The 24,408-nt window shown below is 40.0% G+C and carries 19 protein-coding genes and 1 pseudogene; 12 read left to right on the top strand and 8 right to left on the bottom strand.

Annotated features, from left to right (window positions below; all coding sequences use genetic code 11):
• Window positions 1–57 precede the first annotated feature (57 nt).
• On the top strand, window positions 58–969 hold the full coding sequence (gene rdgC / locus ABZP26_RS03885; protein ID WP_008111993.1) for a recombination-associated protein RdgC: 912 nt from the start codon (window positions 58–60) through the stop codon (window positions 967–969).
• Window positions 970–1,201: 232 nt separating this feature from the next.
• Here rdgC and ABZP26_RS03880 read toward each other — a convergent pair whose 3' ends face one another.
• Entirely contained in the window at window positions 1,202–2,041 is an 840-nt protein-coding gene (locus ABZP26_RS03880; RefSeq protein WP_013464223.1) for an HDOD domain-containing protein, read from the bottom strand.
• 281 nt (window positions 2,042–2,322) lie between these two features.
• Here ABZP26_RS03880 and ABZP26_RS03875 point away from each other — a divergent pair, with 281 nt between their 5' ends.
• Window positions 2,323–4,023 (top strand): hypothetical protein, encoded by a 1,701-nt coding sequence (locus ABZP26_RS03875; RefSeq protein ID WP_013464222.1) that lies wholly within the window; start codon window positions 2,323–2,325, stop codon window positions 4,021–4,023.
• Between the two features lie 69 nt (window positions 4,024–4,092).
• On the opposite strand, the gene ABZP26_RS03870 is transcribed toward ABZP26_RS03875, so the two are convergent.
• Together ABZP26_RS03870 and ABZP26_RS03865 are read right to left on the bottom strand one after the other, a co-directional pair.
• Complete coding sequence (locus tag ABZP26_RS03870; RefSeq protein ID WP_368485385.1) at window positions 4,093–4,623, bottom strand: hypothetical protein; 531 nt, start codon at window positions 4,621–4,623, stop codon at window positions 4,093–4,095.
• Window positions 4,624–4,654: 31 nt separating this feature from the next.
• Window positions 4,655–5,053, bottom strand: a complete 399-nt coding sequence (locus tag ABZP26_RS03865; RefSeq protein WP_368485384.1) for an HIT domain-containing protein — start codon at window positions 5,051–5,053, stop codon at window positions 4,655–4,657.
• A 107-nt stretch (window positions 5,054–5,160) separates the two neighbouring features.
• Here ABZP26_RS03865 and ABZP26_RS03860 point away from each other — a divergent pair, with 107 nt between their 5' ends.
• Window positions 5,161–7,386, top strand: coding sequence for a S9 family peptidase (locus ABZP26_RS03860; protein ID WP_064664262.1), 2,226 nt, complete (start codon window positions 5,161–5,163; stop codon window positions 7,384–7,386).
• 273 nt (window positions 7,387–7,659) lie between these two features.
• A complete protein-coding gene (locus tag ABZP26_RS03855) occupies window positions 7,660–9,297 on the top strand; it encodes a methyl-accepting chemotaxis protein (RefSeq protein ID WP_368485383.1) in 1,638 nt (545 codons plus the stop codon).
• 80 nt (window positions 9,298–9,377) lie between these two features.
• On the opposite strand, the gene ABZP26_RS03850 is transcribed toward ABZP26_RS03855, so the two are convergent.
• The 3 genes and pseudogenes from ABZP26_RS03850 to ABZP26_RS03840 all read right to left on the bottom strand — a co-directional run bounded on the left by ABZP26_RS03850 (window position 9,378) and on the right by ABZP26_RS03840 (window position 13,090).
• Complete coding sequence (locus ABZP26_RS03850) at window positions 9,378–10,913, bottom strand: leucyl aminopeptidase family protein (RefSeq protein ID WP_350608012.1); 1,536 nt, start codon at window positions 10,911–10,913, stop codon at window positions 9,378–9,380.
• Between the two features lie 110 nt (window positions 10,914–11,023).
• Window positions 11,024–12,055: pseudogene (dinB, locus tag ABZP26_RS03845) on the bottom strand (DNA polymerase IV).
• 681 nt (window positions 12,056–12,736) lie between these two features.
• On the bottom strand, window positions 12,737–13,090 hold the full coding sequence (locus ABZP26_RS03840) for a DUF3147 family protein (protein ID WP_028834937.1): 354 nt from the start codon (window positions 13,088–13,090) through the stop codon (window positions 12,737–12,739).
• 84 nt (window positions 13,091–13,174) lie between these two features.
• Between ABZP26_RS03840 and ABZP26_RS03835 the strand changes: the two genes are divergently transcribed.
• The 8 genes from ABZP26_RS03835 to ABZP26_RS03800 are packed head-to-tail and all read left to right on the top strand — an operon-like array spanning window position 13,175 to window position 21,919.
• Entirely contained in the window at window positions 13,175–13,558 is a 384-nt protein-coding gene (locus ABZP26_RS03835) for a BlaI/MecI/CopY family transcriptional regulator (RefSeq protein WP_028834938.1), read from the top strand.
• A 2-nt stretch (window positions 13,559–13,560) separates the two neighbouring features.
• Complete coding sequence (locus tag ABZP26_RS03830) at window positions 13,561–14,550, top strand: M56 family metallopeptidase (RefSeq protein WP_028834939.1); 990 nt, start codon at window positions 13,561–13,563, stop codon at window positions 14,548–14,550.
• Window positions 14,551–14,563: 13 nt separating this feature from the next.
• The gene (locus ABZP26_RS03825) at window positions 14,564–15,889 is read left to right on the top strand and encodes a TolC family protein (RefSeq protein ID WP_028834940.1); all 1,326 of its coding nucleotides are present in this window, start codon (window positions 14,564–14,566) and stop codon (window positions 15,887–15,889) included.
• A gap of 16 nt (window positions 15,890–15,905) precedes the next feature.
• Complete coding sequence (locus ABZP26_RS03820; protein WP_028834941.1) at window positions 15,906–17,138, top strand: efflux RND transporter periplasmic adaptor subunit; 1,233 nt, start codon at window positions 15,906–15,908, stop codon at window positions 17,136–17,138.
• 10 nt (window positions 17,139–17,148) lie between these two features.
• The gene (locus ABZP26_RS03815) at window positions 17,149–20,292 is read left to right on the top strand and encodes an efflux RND transporter permease subunit (RefSeq protein ID WP_028834942.1); all 3,144 of its coding nucleotides are present in this window, start codon (window positions 17,149–17,151) and stop codon (window positions 20,290–20,292) included.
• Complete coding sequence (locus tag ABZP26_RS03810; RefSeq protein WP_028834943.1) at window positions 20,282–20,977, top strand: HupE/UreJ family protein; 696 nt, start codon at window positions 20,282–20,284, stop codon at window positions 20,975–20,977. The genes ABZP26_RS03815 and ABZP26_RS03810 overlap by 11 nt, the downstream gene beginning before the upstream one ends.
• Window positions 20,978–21,020: 43 nt before the next feature.
• Entirely contained in the window at window positions 21,021–21,545 is a 525-nt protein-coding gene (locus ABZP26_RS03805) for a hypothetical protein (protein ID WP_028834944.1), read from the top strand.
• A 41-nt stretch (window positions 21,546–21,586) separates the two neighbouring features.
• The gene (locus ABZP26_RS03800) at window positions 21,587–21,919 is read left to right on the top strand and encodes a DUF6488 family protein (protein ID WP_028834945.1); all 333 of its coding nucleotides are present in this window, start codon (window positions 21,587–21,589) and stop codon (window positions 21,917–21,919) included.
• 381 nt (window positions 21,920–22,300) lie between these two features.
• Here the strand turns inward: ABZP26_RS03800 and ABZP26_RS03795 are convergent, their stop codons facing one another.
• Window positions 22,301–23,698, bottom strand: coding sequence for a heavy metal sensor histidine kinase (locus ABZP26_RS03795; RefSeq protein ID WP_024601570.1), 1,398 nt, complete (start codon window positions 23,696–23,698; stop codon window positions 22,301–22,303).
• Window positions 23,688–24,374, bottom strand: coding sequence for a heavy metal response regulator transcription factor (locus ABZP26_RS03790; RefSeq protein ID WP_004588805.1), 687 nt, complete (start codon window positions 24,372–24,374; stop codon window positions 23,688–23,690). The genes ABZP26_RS03795 and ABZP26_RS03790 overlap by 11 nt, the downstream gene beginning before the upstream one ends.
• Window positions 24,375–24,408 lie beyond the last annotated feature (34 nt).

Raw genomic sequence — 24,408 nt, 5'->3', positions numbered from 1 at the left:
CTAGAAGCGGCTTTTATTGCTATGATTGCACAAATTTTTTAAATGGATCATTCCCCGATGTGGTTTAGTAACCTTATATGCTATCGCTTTAAACAAGACGTTTCATACACACAAGAAGACTTTGATAAGGCATTAGAGCAAGATCTATTTCGTCCTTGTACTGGCCAAGAGTTGGCAACATTTGGTTGGACAAAAGCATTTGGTAAACATGGTGAAACTCTTTCTCATTTCTCACAAAAAAGTATTTTAGTGTGCGCTAAACGTGAAGAAAAAGTATTACCAGCCTCGGTAATAAATGAGCTGGTAGCAGAAAAAGTTGATCAGATTGAAGCCGAAGAAAATCGCCCAGTAAAGAAAAAAGAAAAAGATGAACTAAAAGAAAACATCTTACACACCTTATTGCCACAAGCATTTAAAAAATCGAGCTTGCAGTTTGCTTTTATAGACCAAGAAAATGGGTGGGTGGTAGTTAATAGTGCAAGCTTTAATAAAGCAGAGGAACTACTTGCTCTATTACGTAAATCATTAGGGACATTACCCGTTGTTCCTGCGTTTGCTAATTATGATTTAGACGTATTTTTAACTGACTGGCTTACTAACTTTAGTACTCCAGAAGGCTTTGCAATTGGATCAGACGCTGAACTTGAAGAAGCTGATGACAGTGGTGCTCAGGTAAAACTCAAAGGCCATGACCTATCGTGTGACGAAGTGAAGTCGCACCTTGAAAGTGGTAAGCGCGTTACTAAGCTTGCCCTTGATTGGCAAGAGCGCGTTAAATTTATGCTACAAAACGATGGCTCAATTAAACGTTTAAGCTATTCAGAAACACTTAAAGAAGAAAATGCCGATATTCCTAAAGAAGATATGGCGGTTAAACTAGATGCTGATTTTATTCTTGCATCTGAAGAAATTAAGCAATTGCTAGAAGAGCTTACACAGGGCTTAGGTGATGCTGACGATTTAGCGTAAAAGCTTTATTAAATAGTATTAAAAATAAAAGCACGATATTAATCGTGCTTTTTATTGTTCAAAAACAAGTTATACCAATTGCATTAAATTAGTGATCTATTATAGCGACAAAGAAATAAGTCGATAACAAGGCAAAAATTATGATACATAGTTGTTCTATATAAATAATTTTTAACGCAGGTAGCGGATTATTTAATACGCTAGAATAATCATGTTTTTAATAAAATTGGTATTAACTAAACATTTCTTTTACGTCTTCAACCATATGCAAATACTCTTCACTCTCTAACATTTCTAATGAAGGAAATATGCCTTTATCAATATACGTTTGCAGCGCTGCTGACTTATCAGATACTTGTAAGGTTCCCTCAAGGATTGCACCAACACGAATGAAGTCGATATAACTCACCTCAGCAGTACGATGATTCACATCTGCCCAGTGCTGCGCGACCTCAACAAACACATCAGGAAATTCCCACGCTTTCATGATTGAACCACCAATTTTACCACTTAAACGTTGAATCGCATGGGCTAAAAAGCTGGGGCTTGCAAACACTTCAGGGTGACGCTCTGCTTCAGTTAAAATGGGTAACACCCCAATATTATAAACTAATGAAGCTAATGTAATGGCATCGCGATTTAGCGATGTATGGGTATTTCTTTTTAAGTAAAACTCCATTAATGAAATAGAGTGCGAGGCCACATGCAGCGTTTTATGCCACGCCTTTCCCATGTAGCCTTTTATTAACTCGTTGTTAGATACAAATAACTGCTCCATCGCCATGGCTGTGGCAATATTTTTTATTTGCCTAAGCCCAATACGTGTAACGGCTTGGTGCAAGTTAGACACCTTTACAGCTCGGCCCATAATTGCACTATTTGCGACTTTGATCATCCGCGCCGACAATGCAGGATCATGTGCTATCACATCTGACATTTGCATCAAATTAACATCGGGGTTATCTGCGGCTTGGCGAACCTTAATCGCTACCTCAGGTAACGTAGGCAACACCAGTGTGTCGTTGTTAATTCTGTCAACTAAAATAGTGAGTAAGGCATTTTCTGTAGACATAAAATATCCCTTTGCTTAATGACCTACACTTTACAGCAAGTCTTATATTATTAATTATTTCAAAGCTTAGTAGTATTAAACATATACCTAAAATAGAAAGAATTGTAGATAATTATTGATTATTTACCAGCGGCCCCTCATTAGTGCACTCTAACGTCTAATACTTGCTATTTGCTAGTATGTTTTGCTTTAATGCAAGCATGCTAAGGCACACTAATACTCATTCAGTACCTTAACTTACAGTATACAAGTTATAAAATAGACTTTTTAAAGGCAATATAATGATCTTAAATAAAATTAGCCAAGCAATACTGCTCTCTGGCATCGTTTTTCTTAGTGCCTGTTCTGAGCAAGCACCGTCTTCAAACAATACGCCGCAAAGCTCAGCGCCAACGGCTTCTCAAGCGCCTTCAGGGCCAACACTCGTTAATATTGACCGTCAACGCTTAGACATATACACAGACTTTAGCTTACAAAGCGATTTGTCACACTTATCTGAGAACCAAAAAGCCATGGTTGCCAAGCTTATTGATGCTTCAAAAATTATGGACGATTTATTTTGGAAACAAGCATTTGGTGAAGATAAACAAAGCTTTTTAGCACAATTAGATGATGAAAAAGTACGTCAGTTTGCTGATATTAACTACGGCCCATGGGATCGCTTAAATGGCGATGAAGTATTTTTATCTGGCTATAAAGAAAAGCCGCTTGGGGCAGGTTTTTATCCGGCCGACATCACCAAAGAAGAGCTTAATAACGCTGATGTAAAAGATAAAACAGGGCTTTACTCACTTATTAAACGCGATGAACTAGGTAATTTATACAGCACGCCTTATTCAGAAGAATATGCCGTAGAACTTGCCCAAGCAGCTAAGTTACTTAGAGACGCTAGCAAATTAGCTGACGACAAAGAATTTGCCAACTACCTAAACTTACGAGCTGACGCAATACAAAGCGATGATTTCCAAGCCTCTGACTTTGCTTGGATGGATATGAAAAATAATCCTATCGATGTTGTTATTGGCCCAATTGAAAACTACGAAGACCAATTATTTGGTTACCGTGCTGCCTATGAATCGTATGTACTAATTAAAGATTTAAAATGGAGCGAACGCCTGGCTAAATTTGCTGCCTTTTTACCTGAGCTGCAAAAAGGCTTACCTGTTGATAGCAAGTACAAGCAAGAAGTACCTGGTTCAGATGCTGACTTAAATGCCTACGATGTTGTTTATTATGCTGGGCACTCAAATGCCGGCAGTAAAACCATTGCAATTAACTTACCCAATGATGAGCAAGTGCAGCTAGAAAAAGGCACACGTCGCTTACAGCTTAAAAATGCAATGCGAGCGAAGTTTGATAAAATTTTAGTCCCTATCGCAGAGCAGTTAATTGTACCTGAGCAACGCAAACACATTACCTTTGATGCATTTTTTGCTAACACTATGTTCCATGAAGTAGCTCACGGTTTAGGTATTAAAAATACTATTACCGGCAAAGGTACCGTTCGCCAATCTCTACAAGAGCATGCTAGCGCCTTGGAAGAAGGTAAAGCCGATATTCTTGGTTTATACATGGTTGAACAGTTACTTAAAAAAGGGGAAATCACCGAAGGTACATTAGAAGATTACTACACCACTTTTATGGCGGGTATTTTCCGCTCAGTGCGCTTTGGTGCTTCAAGTGCACATGGTAAAGCAAATATGATCCGCTTTAACTTTTTTGCTCAAGAAGGTGCCTTCTCTAAAAATGAAGATGGCTTGTATAGCATCAACATGGATAAAATGGGCGATGCTATGGCAAAGTTATCACGCCTTATTTTAACTCTGCAAGGTGATGGTGATTACGAAAAAGTTGATCAACTGATTGCCACTCATGGCGATATTAAAGCGGAACTAGCTAAAGATTTAGAAAAGTTAAGCAAAGCGAACATCCCTGTAGATGTGACCTTCAAACAAGGCAAAGATGTGCTTGGCCTTAATTAATATGCGCTAAATTAGCTCACATAAAAAAAGCGTTACACTGTAACGCTTTTTTATTACTTATCAGTCTAATTATTTATCACTCATCACTTTACGAACAACCGGCTCAAGGCTTGCCATTCCCCACTGCTTGCCTGTTTCAATTGCAGACTCAATATCAGCGCCTTGCTGATGGGCTGAAATAGCCATTAACGCACCAACACGGTTGCTACTTGCACAATGAACAAGTACTGACTCACCGTTAAGCTTTGCTAATAGGCTGGCTAACTGATTTGCATTTTCAATGTTTACATCTTGTGCACCTGCAATCTCAATTGCGTGGTAATTCATTCCTAAAGAATTGACTAACGCGCCTTCATCCCAGTCTTGCTCATCTGCTGCACGTAAATTAATAACGTGCTTCACCTTAGCTTGCGATAGTTGCTTAAACTGCTCATCAGTCGGTTGCGCTGCTGAAAAAACTAAGTTGTTATGTGCTGCAAAGTTTTTAATATTAGCGTTATTTACCACATCTATAGCTACTGGCTGCTCGCCCGCTATCACTGCTGACACTGCAATGGCTGCAATAAATACACTTGTACAGAGTTGTTTGATTAATTTCATACTATCCCCTCAAAGTAACTCATTTTGATTTTTAAAAATGCGCTTTTAATTGCTCTATCTGCTCATTAGTATAAGGCACACTGGGGAATTTTCCCCACACAGGTGCAGGCCACGCAACATCCGTTTTAAAGCGCGCTATATGGTGAATATGTAGTTGTGGCACCATATTACCCAATGCGGCTACATTTAACTTATCAGGATTAAAAACCTCCATTAACAAATGACTGAGTTTCGCTGACTCGTGTAAATAAGTAATTTGTTGCTGCTCGGTTAAATCAATAATCTCTTTTAAGCCCGCTATTCTGGGGACCAATACAAACCAAGGATATTGGCTGTCGTTTAATAGTAACACCTTACAAAGTGGCCAATCAGCCAGTTCAATACAATCTCTTTTCAGTTCAGGTGCTAAGGTAAATGATGTTTTGCTCATGTTAAAGTCCTTAGATTATTTTACCGCACACTTTATAGCATTTAGTTGCAGTTGCACACGCTTGTGCTTTACCATCGAGATAATTTTATGTAAGTAAAGGCAATCCTGTGTTAAAAAAACTAAAACACCTCTCACTGGCAATTCCCCTACTCGCGGGCGCATTAAGCGCAGAAGCTGAGCCGCTAACGCTTGAGCGTATATTTGATGATCCGAGCTTAGCAGGCAAATCTCCGGTACAACTTAAGTTTTCGCCTGATGGTAGCCGGGTTACCTACTTACAAGGTAAAACCGATGACTATAACCGCTACGATTTATGGGAATATAATTTAAAAGATAATACCAACCGGTTGTTAGTTGATTCGGCGCAGTTATTTTCAGGCCCAGAAAATCTCTCCGATGAAGAAAAAGCACGCCGCGAACGCCAACGTATTTTTGGAAAAGGTATCCTTGAATATAAATGGTCAAAAGATGGGAAAGCACTGTTATTCCCTCTTAATGGCGATCTTTATTACTATGACTTAGATGCTAAAAATAGTAAAAAGCTGACTAACACAGACGCATTTGAAACCGATGCGCGTTTTTCTCCAAAAGGAAATTTCGTATCCTTTATCCGAGAGCAAAACCTATATGCACTAGAGCTGGCTTCAGGTAAAGAAATTCAGTTAAGTAAAGATGGCGGTGGCGTAATTAAAAACGGCATGGCCGAATTTGTGGCGCAAGAAGAAATGAGCCGTATGACCGGTTATTGGTGGGCAAATGATGAATCTAAAATCGCCTTTACTCGCGTTGATGAAAGCCCTGTTCAAGAAGCGATTCGTAACGAAATTTATGCTGATGAAGTAAAACTATTTAACCAGCGTTATCCATTTACTGGCACCAATAATGTTGACATTCAACTTGGGGTGGTAAAGCTTAATGATCAAGCAGTTGACTGGATTGACTTAGGCGACGATAAAGATATTTATATTGCCCGCGCTAAGTGGCTAAACGACAGCAATACGCTCTCTTATCAATGGCAAAACCGCTCGCAACATAACTTAGAACTACGTTTTTACAACACTAAAACAAAACAGCAAACCGTTGCTTTAACTGAAAAAAGTGATACCTGGATCAACTTGCATTTTGACCTTGAATTTTTAAAAGATAAAAAGCATTTTGTATGGGCCTCAGAGCGCGATGGATTTAAGCACCTTTATTTATATCGTAATAACGGCCAACTTATCCGCCAGATTACCGCAGGTGATTGGGTCGTAGATAGCCTAAAAGGGATAGATGAAAAAAATGGCGTTGTTTACTTTGCTGCACGTAAAGATACCCCGCTAGAGAGCCATTTATACAGTGCGCCTTTATTTAAAAAAGGGGGTATGAAGCGCATTACTGAAAAAGGCCAATACCATAATGTCGTTCTAGCGAAAGATAATAAAACTTTCATTGATAATAGCTCATCGGTTAATAAGCCAAATTCAGCTGCACTGCGCAAAATTAATGGTGAGTTTATTACGTGGCTTGAAGAGAATAAGCTTGATGACTCTCACCCACTTACCCCGTATCTAACTGATTTAGCCCAGCCCGAATACGGAACAATTACCGCTGAAGACGGCCAAATTATGCATTACCGTTTATTTAAACCAGCAAATATGGCAAAGGGTAAAAAGCATCCGGTTATTGTCAACGTTTACGGTGGTCCTCATGCTCAGCGAGTAACGAATAGCTGGCGCAGTAAAAATTTATATTTTCAATACATGGCGCAACAAGGTTATGTAATTTTTCAACTTGATAACCGAGGCTCTTACAATCGCGGTAAAAAGTTTGAAGATGCAATTTATAAGCACTTAGGCGTTGTAGAAGTGGCGGATCAAATCAAAGGCGTTGAGTTTTTACGTACTCTTGATTACGTAGACCCTGCTCGCATTGGTATTTATGGCCACAGCTACGGTGGTTATATGGCGCTGATGACTATGTTTAAAGCAGGCGATTACTTTAGCGCGGGTGTATCTGGTGCTCCGGTTACCGACTGGGCTCTATACGACACCCATTACACCGAGCGCTATTTGGGTCACCCAGATACTAATGCCCAAGGCTATATCGACAGTGCTGTGTTCCCATACGCTGAAGGCTTAAAAGGCCCATTAATGATTTACCATGGCATGGCCGATGACAACGTATTATTTACCCATGCCACTAAATTGTTTAAACAGCTGCAAGATAACAATCAACAGTTTGAAATGATGACTTACCCGGGCTCAAAACATAGCCTTCGCGGTAAACAAGTTCAAACTCATTTACATCAAACTATTACAAACTTCTTTAACCGTAATTTTAATACAAAGTAACTAAAACCGGGTTAATTATTCGACTAAAGGCTGATATAAGTATCAGCCTTTTTTTATGCAGATAAGCTATATTGAAACGTCAACAAACAATAATTAAATTCATTATAAGCACCCGTTAAGTAAAAGTTCGGCCTATCCTTTTTATTGTATTTACGCAAACTAGTTAACAAAGAGAGTATTAAAAATACAATATAAGGAAAATAAAACCGTATTAGCCTATATTTTAACTATGCTTATTTAAGAGAAATAATGCTCTAATACGGGAACATGCATATGCCAAACCTCCGTCGTTTTACTATATTTCAACGTTTAGCCATTTTAGTAGGGATTGTAATTTTTGGTTTAATTGTATTGAGTATTTCGAGTTTAAGTAATCAATATAAATCGCTTAAAAATGAGCAATATCTAAAAACTAAAAATGTGGTGGAAACTGCTTATAGCATCATTACACACTACGCAGCGCTTGAACAAAGTCAAACACTCACTCGTGCACAAGCACAATCTCAAGCGATGGCCTTAATACGATCATTGCGTTACGATGATACTAACTATTTTTGGATCAACAATTATCAGCCAGCCATGGTAATGCACCCAATTAAACCAGCCCTTGAAGGGAAAGATTTAACGAATAATAAAGACCCTGATGGCACCCCTTTGTTTGTTGAAATGGTTGATGTTGTTAAAAAATCCGGCGAAGGCTATGTGCCTTACAAGTGGCCAAAACCCGGCAGCGACAAACCCGTAGATAAAATTGCGTATGTAAAAGGCTTTAATCAATGGCAATGGATCATCGGCTCGGGCGTTTACCTTGATACCATAGACAACACCTTTTCGCTGCAACGTACTATTATCGTTATCAATGTAATGATTATGATCGTCGTTGTCGTACTTTTTAGCTACTTTATTGGTCGCAGTATTTTAACGCCGACTCGTTTAGCAGCAGAAATGATGAAAGATATCTCTCAAGGTGAGGGGGATTTAACCCGTACTCTCAACGAAAATGGCAATGATGAAATATCTCAGCTGTCGCGGTCATTTAACTTGTTTGTCTCTAAAATTAGGGAGTCTTTGGTGCTGGTTGCCAAAAGCGCAAACGATGTAAACGAGCATGCCCATGCTGTAGATGATTCTAGCAAAACCAGCCAATCATTCATTGAACTTCAAAACGACAGCTCAACCCAAGTAGCCGCGGCAATGGAGCAAATGACTCATCAAATTCATGATGTTAGCCGTAATGCCGAAGCTGCTGAGCAAGCCGCAAATGATGCTGCTAGTAATGCATCAACGGGTAAAAATGTAGTGTCGAAAACCATTATCGCCATTGAAACCCTCTCTAGTAATATAGAAACCGTGAGCAAAGTGACCGCCGACCTTGCTCAAGAGAGTAATAATATTGGCTCGGTACTTGATGTTATTAGAAGCATTGCTGAACAAACCAATCTGTTAGCGCTAAACGCAGCTATTGAAGCTGCAAGAGCAGGTGAACATGGAAGAGGCTTTGCAGTTGTAGCCGACGAAGTAAGAACACTTGCCAGCCGGACAGGTAAAAGCACTGATGAGATTCAAGCTATGATAGCTAAGCTGCAAGAAGGGGCTAAAGCTGCAGTTGAAGCGGTAAAATCTAGCCAAGAGATTTCTATTTCTACGGTTGAACAAGCCTCTTCAGCTAATGCATCACTTGATGAAATAGACAGGCTGGTATCGGTGATCACCGATATGAACGGCCAAATTGCTCGCGCCACAGAGCAGCAAACATCAGCCGCAGACGAGGTGAATTTAAGAATTAATGATTTATCACAATCTACAGAGCAATCATTGGGTAACACCAAAGATTTAACTCGCGCTAGCGACAAACTCAAACAAAGCAGTGTTGAGTTATCAAGCGTGGTATCGCGCTTTAAGCTTAGTTAACCTTAACTCCGGATAATAAATATCTTCCACCAATTAAAAAGCCCTGATTTTCAGGGCTTTTTAGGATTATTTATAGAAAATTATAAACAATAGCGGGCAAATAAACTGCTAACTGCCGCTGCAGTTGGTTTACCATGTTGCCAGTCGCCGCCTTCAACGCCACTACCAGCAATATCCATATGTACATAAGGAAGTGGTAAAGTAGATTCATTACCATGCTTATCTAATCCACCTACCACAGCTAAAAATGCCATAGGGAATTGATGGCCGCGCGCTGTGACAGCAGAAGCCGCATTATTACTAGAAAGCACATCGTCAGCTAAAGTGCGTGGTTTTATAAAATCATAATCTTCACGGCGTGAACGCGACACTTCAGCACCGTCAGCCCATAAATCACCACAATCGGCTAATTGGCGTGAAATATTAGCACTACGCGCGGGCCCATTCTCAACATATGCGCCATAAGGCCCCATAGCGCGCGCAGCGTGCCCTGTTAAGGTTGCCACTGTAAACAACGTTGGATTTATTTCATTTTTAGCTAAATCTTTCATTTCACTAAGTAAATCCCCCATAGCTAAACGCCCTTCGGCATCGGTATTACCAATACGTACTCGCACACCTTCACGGCTAGTAATTATTTCATCAGGGACAAAACAATCTGAACCAATAGAGTTGCGTACAACCGCTAAAAAGGCAATCACTTTAACCCCTTTAGGCTGATAATCGGCTACCGCTTTCATAAATCCAGCAACCGAGGCCGCACCGCCTTTATCGCGGCTCATGCCCGCCATAAAACCACCGACTTTTAAATCTGCACCGCCCGTGTCATAGACTAAACCTTTACCAACAAACATCAGTGTTCGGGTTACTTCGCCCTCAGGCACGTATTCAAGTTTAACAACGCGTGGATGATGACGCTCTACCGCATACGATGCGCGAGCAACGGTACTTAGCATGGGGTAATGCTTATCAATGGCAGCTAAATCATCAATCACATCAACGCTCACCGCACTGTTTTCAAATAACTCAGTACAATAATCAGCAAAACGTGGGGGGGCCATGCGTTCAGGCTCGGTGCCACATAAATCACGTGCGGCATATTGCCCCGCAGCTAACGCATTGACTGCTTTGATTGTTTGCTCATTGGCATCAATTAAGCCTATTTGAGTAATAGGTTCAATACCTTGACCATGAAACTCACGCGCTTCTAGGGGTTGCCATAATGCTTGGCATGCGCCTAAGTAAGCCACTTCAAGAGCATGTTGATAACGGCTATCCGTATTTAAAGCGGGTAAATAAATAGCAGGGTTAACACTACCTGATGCTTTTGCCTCATTAATGGCTAATTTGGCTGCATCAAAATAACGACGAACGTCGTCATAATCTCTGTTTAAAGGGCCTGTTGGCGCTAACACGACACGTTTACCGGCAATCACTAACAAGGTGACTTGATTGCCTATGCGTGAGTCTACTTGGGCTTGGTCTAAAATTGCATCACGCAGTGGCGTATTTGGTAAATGAGAAAAGTCGTTGCTGATAATAATAAGTGCATCATGCGATGTACAATCTAGGCTTGCACTTACCGGCTTAGCCAGTACTGCTTTTGGATATGCCATAAAAAAGGATCCTGTTAGAAAACGTAGTCCCTATTATTATTTATTTAGCAATTTATAACCAGTGAACTGCGATAACCTGCATATTTACTGGCAACTTGGAGTTACACGTTTTACACATCTAAAATACTGAGCTGTAAATTATGCTCTGATTGATTTTTAATACCCACGCCAATTCCTAATAAGCGCACCGGTTGTTGTAATCCACGTTGATAGGCTTTGGCGAGTAACTCTTTAAAAATAGCCGTGTTTAATTGATGCGCAGCTTGATCTGCTGAGGTCACTACAAAATTAGCAAATTTAACTTTAACACTTAATTTATTAATTTTATGTTGTAGTTGCTGTTTATTTAATCGAACCACGAGTTCATCTAACAGTTGCGGTAATTGTTCAAGGCATTCATCTAGGCTGTTTTTGTTGTATTCATAAGTATGTTCCACACTCAATGACTTACGTACCCGCTCGGTGGAAACGCGCCCTATATGCTCACCCATGCACTTTTGATATAACGACACACCAAAATTACCCACATGCTGTTGCATCCAATTAGCCCCTTTTTCGCGCACATCTTGCCCCGTGTATAACCCTTTTAAATTAAGCTTTTCTAGAGTTACTTTACCCACCCCTGGAATTTTACCTAATGGCAATTGGGCTAAAAACGAGTCAACCTGCTCAGGCAATACTACAAATTGGCCATTGGGCTTATTTTCATCACTGGCTATTTTGGCTATAAATTTAATTGGGGCAATCCCTGCAGATGCAGTCAGTCCTGTGGTATTAAAAATATCGGTACGAATTTGCTCAGCAATTAACGTTGCACTACCTTTAAAAGCAGTACTATGGCTCACATCTAAATATGCTTCATCAAGCGAAAGAGGTTCTACAAGGTCAGTATAGCGGTTAAAAATGGCGCGGATCTGTGTAGATACTTGTTTATAAACAGCCATTCTGCCAGGCACAATAACTAAGTCAGGGCAAAGCTGTTTGGCATGATAGTTAGACATAGCAGAGCGCACCCCATACTCTCTAGCAATATAGTTAGCGGTAGAGAGCACTCCACGGCGACTATTTCCGCCAATTGCCAGCGGTACGCTTGCAAGCTTAGGATTGTCGCGCATTTCTACGGCCGCATGGTAGAACTACAGGGTAAAAAGTGTAAGTTTATGGAACTTAAAAACTCAAGCTATTGAATTTAAAATATTTTTAAATTTAAATAAGCTTACAGTATTCACTTACATTAATTTCAGATAAAAACTTACAATTATATCGTAGTTTAGCGTCTAAATTAATTGAAAAGGAATATGTACTAAGTAAGCCATCAATAAGACTTAGTAGTATCTTTATGCAAAATACAGTCATATGTCTCTTGCTGTAAGTAGCTACTCAATCCCTGATCCTATTAAATATTTAGTAATATTGAAACTTAGCGCTATGTGTTGCACAAGACCAGTATAGTTATATGACTGTTCTTACAGCATAAAGAAATGCCTAGAGTTATTAGCTTTGGGGGAACTTAGATACGACTAACTGGACTTCCCCTACTTTAGTGCGAAAACATCCTCATTTTATCAATAGCATCTAGTATAACTTATTGCCAACTATAAATATTGGACTTACTAAAGCTTGTTTAAACATGTGTAAATAGGAAAATTTTCTCTTACTAATAGTTAGCTTATTACAGCTAACCATGACTTATCGTTCACAGCCTAACTTCGCAAAAGTGTCAATTTCAGTCATTCAGGTATAACTCGCTTCTGCCCCATTACGCGTTAACGTAAATACTCTAATGGCAGCTGTGGGGCGAACAACGGACCTTGCTGTTAACCTCAAGGAAGCAAATCTATTCCAAACTGCTTCAGCAATAAAGAAAACAGCCAAAAGCAAATTACAGTTATTAATGAGCTGATGAGTAACGATAGCCAAAAACTGTAGCGCTGCATCAGCATGGGGAAAAGTAAAAACATGGGCAATGTGGGAAGTACATACCAAAAGGTGTACCAAGCGTGATTGGCTATTTTCTCTGACGGCTGCTTTTCAACATATAACCAAATCATGGCTAAAATTGTGACTGTCGGTAAGGCCACTATTAGTGCGCCTAGTTTATCATTTCGTTTTGCTAGCTCTGATGCCGCGACAATGACCGTAGCGGTGATCAAATACTTAGTTATTAGCCAACCCATATAATGTCCTTAAATGAAAAAACCGATTGCCTATCGGTTTTTGTTGTGACAATATAGCCAACGAATTAAATAGAGTAAAGTGTTATGCAGTTAGGTGAACTAGAAAAGTTAGTGCTTCAACATTTCTGGAATGTGAAAGAAGCGGATGCAAAGCAAGTACATAAAGTACTGGGGTTAGCTCGTGGTAATTCGTTAAATACTATCCAAAGTACGCTTGATAGGTTATTTAAAAAAGAATTACTTAAACGCACTAAACAAGGCCATGCGTATTGTTATTCAGCCAGAGTAGATCGTGAAGGCTTAATTGCTCAACTTATTTCAAATGTAACCAGTGACTTTGTTGATGATGGTGAAAATAGCTTAATTGCTGCGTTCAGTTCTGCTTCGGCACAGCTTAATGACGAACAACTCGATACATTAGAAAAAATGATCGAGAAACAACGCCAGCTTAGAAAGGAGCGGGCTTAATTATGTTAGTTGGAGATATGGCAATCGTTCTAAATTTGCTCAGTGTTTCAGTGCTTGCATTTGTGATAGGTATTGCAACTGTTGCTGTCGTATCTCGTTTTGTGTTGTTCAGACTCGAACAAGTCAGTTTTAATAGTCAAAAGTTTATATTGTGGTCACTAGTGAGTGCACCTTGGTGGATAGCCTTTTCTTGTATTAGTTACTTTATGCCTTACTCGTTAGGGTTTGATAAAGTTTTTAACATAAGCTGGTTCGAAGATTTTGCCCATTGGCACCATATCGATATTTTTAGCTTTTCAAGTTGGCACGCGTTAACCTTACTTTTAGCACTAATCTATTTAGCTTGGCGCGTAACTAAGACTACCTTTGCTAGAACCAAACAGTCCATCGCATTATCGAGTTTACTAAGCTTTACTGATGCACAAGATGCTAGGACGACTAATGGCAATCAATATTTATTGATGCCTGTTAAAGTGCCTGTTGCCTTTACTACAGGTTTTATATCTCCCAAGATATATGTATCAACCGGACTACAAACCCAAGTTAGCGATGAACAACTTAATATCATCGTTAATCATGAACTGGCTCATGTAACGGCAAGAGACCCGTTATTTAAAGTGCTTTTCACGGCACTTGCCAGCTTCTATCCGTCACGTATAAAACAAACCCTAATCGAGCAATATGTCTTAATGACGGAAAAGATGGCCGACAATGAGGTCACAAAAGAATACGACCACCTTGATATCGCACAGACATTAATTGATGTCGCTAGACTTCAAAAAGCACTTCCTACGGATTGCGATCAGGCGTCTGTTAGCTACTTCGGACATGATTACACGAGTCTTCGTGTTGAAGGTTTATTAAATCCAATTAATAAACCGTCACTTACTACTTTCATCATTACTCTAGCATTATTGGCAACTATGCCAGTACTAGCGGCATCCACTGTCGATAGTTTTCATCACTTTATCGAAACTTTTTTCATCCATTAATTAAGGATATGGAATGAGATTTAATCTTTATAAAAGCAACAGAAAAAAACCGACTGGCAATCGGTTTTTGGCTGTTGGTCTATTTTTAACAACGGGGGCTGGTTTAGTAACATCAACTCCCTTTTTGGCTAATGCGCAAATCCAGCAGCAATCACAGTCATCACATCAGGTTATAAATTTAAGCAAGGCTGTGACCATGACTCTACAAAGTCATCCTGAATTAAAAGCCTTGATAGCTCAAGAAGCCTTGTGGCAAGGTAATATCGAGCAAGCTGGAATTGGAGAGCGTCCTCAAATAGGTTTAATGATTGAAGATGCGTTAGGGACTGGTGAGCATAGTGCATTAAAAAGTATGCAATCAACGCTCACCTACTCTTGGTTGCTTCAACAAGATCAAATTGATGGCAGAGTTAATGCGGCAAAAAGCCAAGCAAGTGCAGTAATAGTCGAGCAAAAAATAAAAGCCCTCGATTTATCTGCGATTGTTGCTAAGCAGTTTGTTGAAATCTTGATAAAACAAGAGCGCCTGAAACTCAATAAATTAGCGGTATCTCAGGCACAGGAAGTGGTTGACGCTATTGCCAAAAGAGTAAAAGCAGGCAAAAGTTCTAATGTCGAAATGCGCTTGGCTCAAGCTGAGTTGGTTCGAAGAAATCTCGCTGTCGAAGATTTAGAGCACGAATTAAAAGCCAGCCATTATCAACTGTCATCCTTATGGGGTAAGCCTCAGGCAGAGCTTAAGTTAACGGGGAATTTAGTGCTTAAGCCGGAAATTCCATCTGTAGAAAGCCAGCTAAACAAGCTTAAGCAAATCCCGCAAATACAGCAGTTTGCTGATGAACAACGTATCGCCCAGTCTCAAATGGAACTCGCACGTATTGAAGCCAAACCTCAGTGGCAATTCACTGCTGGACTAAGACGATATGAAACGACCGATGATTTTGGTTTAGTGGCGGGTGTCTCTATTCCTTGGGGAAGTGAAAATAGAAATGCAGGAACAATAGCTGCCTTACTCGCAAAACAAGATGTTCTGGCAAGTCAGCAACAAGCGTTAATGCAGAAACTTGATGCACAGCTTTATGTGCTATTGCAAGAAATGGCGCATTCCCACCATGTCATTGAAACGATTCAAGCTGAAATTATTCCTGTACTAGAAACCGCATTGACTGAAGCAAGTCAGGCATTTGATATCGGCAAACTTAGCTACAACCAGTGGAGTGATATCCGTAGAGAGCTACTCAGCGCCCAAAATCAGTTACTTGATTCTTATCAATCTTTGCACTTACAACATATTGAAATTCAACGCCTAACTGGCGTGTCCGTTAGTGATAGCGAGTAGAACCGTGAGCAAACTTATGAAAAATAAAAATATCCTGTCGTCATTGAGTTTGGCGATACTTATCTCATTAACAGGCGTCGTCGCACCTAATGCTATTGCGGCATCATCACCTGCGGCTGAGCAAGCTGAACCAGAGAAAGGTCCACACCGTGGGCGCATGTTACGAGAAGGTGATTTTGCAATTGAACTCTCTATTTTTGAAACAGGCGTGCCGCCAGAATTTCGTGTTTGGGCAACAAATGAAGGGCAACCTATTGACCCAGCGAAAGTTAGTTTAAACGTAAAGTTAATCCGTCTAGGCGATGGCACTGATGATATTAACTTCAATGCCCAAGGTGACTTTCTTCGCGGTGATATGGTGATTTATGAGCCTCACTCTTTTGTCGTTGCCATTGAAGCAACTTATCAGGGTAAAAAGTACAATTGGCGATATGACAACTTCGAGGGTCGCACCACAATTGAACAGGCAGTTGCCGATGCAATGGAAATCAACACTGAAATTGCAGGCCCTGCGACAATTCATCAAACCATTCCTGCTTATGGAAAATTAAGTTTACCTGTGGGCGCTAAGCGAAACATTGCAGCGCGTTTTGATGGTGAAATCACCAAATTACACGTCAATTTCGGTGAAATCGTTAAAAAAGGGCAAACGCTATTCACAGTAGAAAGTAATGAAAGTCTTAAGCCCTACGTTATTAAAGCGCCCATTAATGGTGTTATTACCCAGTTATTCGCAAACGCGGGTGAGCAAACCAATGGTAAAACCTTACTCACCATTACCAATTTTAATCGCCATATTGCCAAATTAGCGGTTTATCCTTCGGATTATTCCAAGGTTAAACTGGAAACGCCAGTTACGTTAAACATTGAAGGTCATAAGAACCCCCTTGTAGGTGAGGTGTCATTTATTGAGCCAAGCGTGAGAGATGATCAAGCAAGAATGGTTTGGGTTGAATTAGCAGATGCTGAACTTGCAGAAGGAAACTTCGTTAAAGCAAATATTGAAGTAGCAACAATCGATGTGCCGCTTGCTGTTAAGCGTGTTGGTTTGCAAAGTTTTAGAGATTTCACCGTTGTCTATGCCAAAGTCGGTAAACAATACGAAGTCCGTATGCTTGAGCTTGGAAGAGCCGGAGGTGAATGGATTGAAGTTCTAGGTGGATTAAAAGCAGGTACAGAATACGTGGCTGATAATAGCTACATCTTAAAAGCCGACATTGAAAAGTCTGGCGCATCACATGATCATTAGGAGCGTATAAATGTTGGAATCAATTTTACGCTTTTCAATAAAGCGCAAATTCCTTGTGATGGTGATGGTACTTGCTGTTTCAGGGCTTGGTATCTGGAACTTTACCAAACTACCCATTGATGCTGTACCAGATATCACCAATGTTCAAGTAATGATCAATACTGAGGCGGCTGGTTTTACACCTTTGGAAGTTGAGCAAAGAGTAACCTTTCCGTTAGAAACTGCGTTATCAGGTTTACCGGGCTTAACCTATACGCGTTCGGTTTCTCGCTACGGTTTATCGCAAGTGGTAGCGATATTTAGCGATGATACGGATATCTATTTTGCCCGTCAGCTAGTCAATGAACGTTTGTCTGCGGCACGAGCTGAGTTGCCTCAAAGCTTAGAGCCTCAACTTGGGCCAATAGCTACAGGTCTTGGTGAAATCTTTATGTTCACGGTTGATGCTGAGCCTGATGCAACACATGCTGATGGCACGCCTATTACACCAATGGATTTACGAACCGTACATGACTGGACCATAAGACCACAGTTAATGCGTGTACCCGGTGTTGTAGAGGTGAACCCTATAGGCGGATTTGAACGGGAGGTTTTAGTCGCCTTTAAACCTGAAAAGCTACTTGCTTTTGGACTATCACAAGCCGATGTGGTTAATGCCATCGCACAAAACAATCAAAATCAAGGCGCAGGCTTTATAGAGCAAAATGGCGCACAGTGGTTATTAAGGCTGCCCGGTCAGGTTACTGATATGACTGCCATTGGTAATATTCCGCTTAAGTCGCTTGATGGTTCATCAATTTATATAAAAGACGTAGCCGATATTGAAAACGGTAAAGGGCTAAGAACTGGTGCTGCTACACAAAATGGTCGTGAAGTGGTGATGAGTACGGTGTTCATGCTTATTGGCGAAAACAGCCGCACCGTTGCCCATGCCGTGGGAGAAAAGCTCAAAGAAATTAACGCCACTTTACCAGAAGGGATTGTCGCAACCGCTGTTTATGACCGCACTAAATTAGTTGATAAAACCTTAAAAACCGTACAGCTCAACCTAATTGAAGGGGCCATTTTGGTTATTGTTGTGCTCTTTGTACTACTAGGCAATTTCAGGGCTGCATTTTTAACCGCATTAGTGATCCCATTTGCCATGTTGATGACAGTAACAGGTATGGTGCATACAAGGGTGAGTGCAAACTTGATGAGTTTGGGGGCGTTAGATTTTGGTTTGTTAGTCGATGGTGCCATTATTATCGTAGAAAATTGTCTCCGCAGGCTAAGTCAGGCTGGAAATAACCCGTTATCGCTAAAAGAACGCTTAGAGTTAGTGTTCGAAGCAACAAGAGAAGTGATACGTCCCGCATTATTTGGTGTATTTATTATCACCGTAGTTTATCTGCCTATCTTCGCTCTTGAAGGCGTAGAAGGTAAGATGTTCCATCCAATGGCGATCACTGTAGTTATTGCATTACTGAGTGCTATGTTGCTTTCGGTAACCTTCGTACCAGCAATGGTTGCCTTACTATTTAAAAAGCCAGTAAAAGAAAAGCACAGTCCACTTATTCGTGGCGCTGCGGTCCTTTATAAACCTGCTTTGAAATGGGTATTGAAAGCACGTTGGTTAGTGATAATTGCGGCATCACTTTTAGTTATATTTTCTGGCTATCAAGCGACTAAGTTAGGTAGTGAATTTGCGCCTAATCTGGATGAAGGTGATATTGCCATGCACGCCTTACGTATTCCCGGTACGTCACTATCTCAGGCTGTAGCACTTCAGGAATCGTTAGAAGATAAAATTAAGCAAATGCCAGAAGTTGAACGTGTCTTTGCTAAGATAGGCACGGCAGATGTGGCAACCGATGCGGTTCCACCAAGTGTTGCAGATAACTTTATTATCTTAAAGCCTCGTGAATTATGGCCTAATCCAGACAAAACTAAAGCACAAATCGTAGAAGAATTGGCCGCACTTGTTGAGCCGATTCCGGGCAACCGCTATGAGTTCTTACAGCCCATTCAAATGCGTTTTAATGAGCTATTAGCTGGGGTTAGAGCCGAGCTTGCCATTAAAGTATTTGGTGATGATTTTGAAACTTTAACCGCATTAGGTGATGAGATAGAAGGTGCTATTTCGCAAGTTGATAACATTGCAGACATTCAAGTCGAGCAAACAACGGGATTACCACTGCTTAACTTAGTACCAAAGCGTGAAAAATTGATGCAGTTTGGTATTAGTATTAGCCAAGTGCAATCTCAAGTGGCAACTGCGATGGGTGGTACTGTCGCAGGTAAGTTTTATCAAGGCGATGTGCGCTCTGATATTGTAGTACGCCTAGCAGAATCAAAACGAAATAATATTGATGAACTTCCTTATTTACCGATTATGTTGGCTGACGGTCATTCAGTGCCACTGCAAGAACTTGTTGAAATTGAGCTTGTATCTGGTGCTAACCAAATTAACCGCGAAAATGGTAAGCGTAGGGTTGTGGTTACTGCCAATGTTCGCGGAAGAGATTTAGGAAGTTTTGTTGCGGATATCCAAACTGCAATTAATGAAAGTGTTGAAATTCCGGCTGGTTACTGGGTGGAATATGGCGGCACCTACCAAAAACTGCAATCCGCTTCTGAGCGACTGAGTATTGTTGTACCAGTCACCTTAATTATGATTGTCGGATTGTTGATACTAGCGCTTAGCTCATTTAAAGATGCAATGATCATCTTCACAGGTGTTCCATTAGCATTAACAGGTGGTATAGCTGCTCTATTGTTACGTGATATTCCGTTCTCAATTTCGGCAGCCGTTGGTTTTATTGCCTTATCGGGCATAGCAATTCTAAATGGACTGGTTATGGTGTCGTTCATTAGAGAGTTACGTAAAAATGGATTGGCACTTGATAAAGCAATATTTGACGGTGCACTTACTCGACTTCGCCCTGTATTAACAACCGCCTTGGTCGCATCATTAGGTTTTATTCCGATGGCTTTAAATACAGGGATTGGCTCAGAGGTTCAGCGACCTCTCGCAACAGTAGTCATTGGTGGCATTATTTCGTCAACGATTTTGACTCTGTTTGTCATTCCTGCCTTATACAGAATTTTACACAAAGAAAAGGAGTCTATTTTGACTGATGTTGAAGTATTGGAGTCTCAAGATGCCAAATAATATGATTAAAGCGTTAACCTATTTGGCAGTTGCGTTGCTGGCACTTGTTAGCATTGAAGCCTTTGCTCACGGTGTTGATGATAAAACCAGAGCGTTTTTGGAACAGAATACAGGTGTTCAGTTTATTCCATTCCTATACATAGGCGCTAAACATATGATAACGGGATATGACCACTTATTGTTTTTAGTGGGTGTTATCTTCTTTTTATATCGTAGCCGTGACGTACTGTTGTACGTCACCATGTTTACTATTGGACATAGTACAACTCTGTTATTTGGTGTGTTAAGTGACATACAGGTCAACGCTTATTTAATTGATGCCATTATCGGTTTTTCCGTAATTTACAAGGGCTTCGATAATCTAGGTGGCTTTAAGCGTTGTTTTAATTGGCAGCCTAATACCCAATGGGCGGTGCTGATTTTTGGTCTATTTCATGGCTTTGGTTTAGCTACCAAATTACAAGAATTTAGCCTAGCTGATGAAGGTCTTATTACCAACCTGATTGCCTTTAACTTAGGTGTTGAACTTGGTCAATTTGCTGCGCTCGCACTTATTTTGATCATGATAAATGCATGGAGAAAACTGCCGTCATTTCAACGTTTTTCGACAGTCACGAATACTGCACTAATGAGTGCTGGTGTGATGTTGATGGGCTTACAACTTACTGGTTACTTTACTATTTAATCGATTTTTAACTTATAGAAATACAGAAATAAAAGAGAATTTTATGCAACATACAGTTAGTACCAAAACACTCGTTAAAGCGAGTATTTCAGCAGTCGTTGTCGCGGCTATTGCACTGGTTACCTTTATCTTACCAGCAGAGTACAACATCGATCCGACAGGTATTGGCAACAAGTTAGGTTTAACAGCACTTGCACAAGCGGCTGAAATGGAAACAACGTCATTAGAGACAACTAAAGGCACGGATGAGTTTCAAACAATAGAAGTGACAGTCCCTGCGGGACGCGGCATCGAATATAAATTTTATATGAAGCAGCATGAAAAAATGACTTATGAATGGTTAACCGATGGTGCTCCATTGTACTTCGATTTACATGGTGAGCCTGAAGGTGACACAACGGGATATTTTGAAAGCTATGCTATTGCTACAACTAATGAAATGAAAGGCAGTTATACCACCCCATTTGCAGGCTCTCATGGTTGGTACTGGCAAAACAAATCAGATAAACCAGTGTCAGTACAGCTACTGGTTAAAGGGCAATACGAAGTTATTGGCCTTAAACAATAACGAATTTAACTTTACGAATTTCATACCAAATGGAGACTAAAATGAACAAACTAATATCAATCGTTGCGCTTTGTGGTGCCTTGCTAACTAGTAATGTACAGGCACATGGAGATCATGGTGTCATCAGCGGTCAGAAAGCTGTTATCATCGCTGCAACACATATTCAAAAAATGACGTTTAAAGACGCTGGTTTTGAAGTCGGTAAGTTAGATGAGTCATGGAAAAATATTGATAAGTCGCAACTTTCGATTGCTAGCGTTGAAGACAATTTCTATGTAGTTAGTGCATCTAATGCTAGCAACGAAGATAAGCTTTACTTCCAAATTGCAAAAAACGGTCAAGTTATATCGGTTAAAGATAAAAACGACTTTTAACAAAATAAGAAGGCACCTTTTGATAGAAGCAAGAGGTGCCTTTGTTTTGTACCAAGTCCGCTTTTGGCATAGAACCACTGGTCGGCTTTAACTCATTTCTGTCCAAAAACGAGTTTACCCGACCCTCCGCTTTTCGCTCAAATAAGACCCCGAAAAATGGCTCATATAGCTATCTAGGCCAACGCTTTCAAAAACAGAAGTATATTTCCGATAACTACCTTTGAATTCCTATAAACGGAAGTTTGCTTCCGAAATATAGCAATATTGGGTTAGAAACCGGAAGTTTACTTCCGTTTTGTACTTTAAGTTTATAAACCGGTGTTTAATGAAAGCTGGGAAGTCTAGAGGTACAAGCAAACATTGGGTTATTAAATTTAATAATTAGCTTTTAGCTAAATTTAGAAAAACTTTAAAGCTGGTAGTTTGATTATTTGAACTGACCTCTATATTTCCACCGTTTGCTTGCGCTAGAGCTTTAACTATTGCAAGCCCTAAACCAGCTCCATCGCTGTGTCGTTGGCGCGATTTATCGGGTCGATAAAAGCGGTCAAATAAATAAGGTAAATGCTCAGAAGGTATTCTCTCCCCAGTATTAATCACTGAAATACATATTTTATCAGCGGTAAATATTTCACTATTTACTGTGATTGATGAGCCTTTTGGGGCATACCTTATTGCATTGGATAGGAGGTTTGATAATAATTGGCGAAAGTGTAATTTGTCACAATAAAAACAAAGGTTTTGACCTTTTTTCTTAAATGTAATCAATGAGTCTTCAGCCAAAGCATCAAAGTACTCAAATAATGCTTCAATTTCATCATGGCTTTTTAGAGTATTTTGAACGGGTTTAACCAGTCCATTCTGAGTTTTTGCAAGCCAAAGCATATCACTAACCATCTTAGTTAGTCGTTCCAGCTCTTCTAGATTAGAAAACAATAATTCTTGATACTCTAACAACTGTCTTTTTTTAGATAAACCAACCTGTGTTTGAGTGATTATATTTGTTAGTGGAGTACGTAACTCATGCGCAATATCACTAGAGAAATTTGATAAACGAATAAATTCACCTTGGAGCCTGTCGAGCATCGAGTTAAACGACTGCACCATATTAACAAGCTCAATAGGCACTTTATTTTCATCAAGCCTTACATCCATCTTATTAGTTTGGATGTCATGCATTTTCTGACTCAAACCTCGTAAAGGGTTCAATCCTTGATGTATAGCAAACCAAGCCACCAATAAAATGAGTACCGCAGAGCCAAACATAATAGCCCAAAGACTTTGTTGAAATTGATTGAGAAAGTGTAAATGAAAGCTCATGTCTATCGCTGTAGTAATTTTGTATTGCTGTTGCCCAGTACTTAAATTACTCACCAGAGCTCGGTAGGTGTGGGTATCATTTTGCCATGAGGTAATGTTGTTACGGTTAAAGCCAGCTGAAGCATTAGCACTCATTACAAAATCACTAAAATCTCGTTCAGAACTTTGAAAAATGAGCTCTCCTTTTGCGGTATTTACCTGATAGTAAACACCGTGATGACCCGCTACAGCGTTAGATAATTCATTTTTAAGTTTCAGGTTTGATTTATACTGTTGTCTTAAAACTAATTCAATAGATTGATTAATAACATGCAGTTCACTACTATCTTGCTGGAAAAAATGATGTTTTATCGAACTATTTATTAAGGTGGCAACTAAAGTTAAGCACGCAATAACGGTTACAGCGACAAACAACACAACACGCATCGTAAGTGATAAAGGCCGTGACTTAATAGCCATCAGTTTCAACCTCTAATTTATAGCCCATACCACGAACCGTATGAATTAATTTAACAGTAAAGTCATCATCAACTTTTGCTCTTAGCCTACGAATGGCAACATCAATCACATTGGTGTCGCTATCAAAATTCATATCCCATACTTGAGAAGCAATTAACGAACGTGGCAGTACTTCACCTTCGCGCCGTAACAATAGTTCAAGTAAGCTAAACTCTTTATTACTCAATAAAATACGCTTGCCTGCACGTTGTATTTTTCGCTTTGGAATATCCATTTCTAAATCAGCAACTATCAGTATATCGTCAACTGTTTGTACTACACCACGGCGAATAAGAGTGCGTACTCTTGCTAAAACTTCAGCAAAAGCAAAAGGCTTTATTAAATAGTCATCAGCACCAAGTTCGAGCCCCTTTACTCTATCGTCTATACTATCGCGAGCAGATAAAAATAGTACTGGGGTTTTGTTATCTGCTTCACGTAGCGACTGTAAAATTTTCCAACCGGATACGTCAGGTAACATGACATCAAGTATTATTACATCAAATAAGTCGGTCATTGCTAGGTGATGACCGTCAAGTCCATTGCGCGCCAAAGAAACCTGAAAACCAGCTTCACTTAGCCCCTGTTTTAAATAATCTCCTGTCTTTGATTCATCTTCAACAACTAATAAGCGCATACAATTCCTTCATTAAAGTCCTAACAACTACCTC

The sequence above is a fragment of the Pseudoalteromonas sp. SD03 genome (genome assembly GCF_040937955.1).
Lineage (GTDB): Bacteria > Pseudomonadota > Gammaproteobacteria > Enterobacterales > Alteromonadaceae > Pseudoalteromonas > Pseudoalteromonas tetraodonis.
This window is presented reverse-complemented; position numbering and strand designations above follow the sequence as displayed.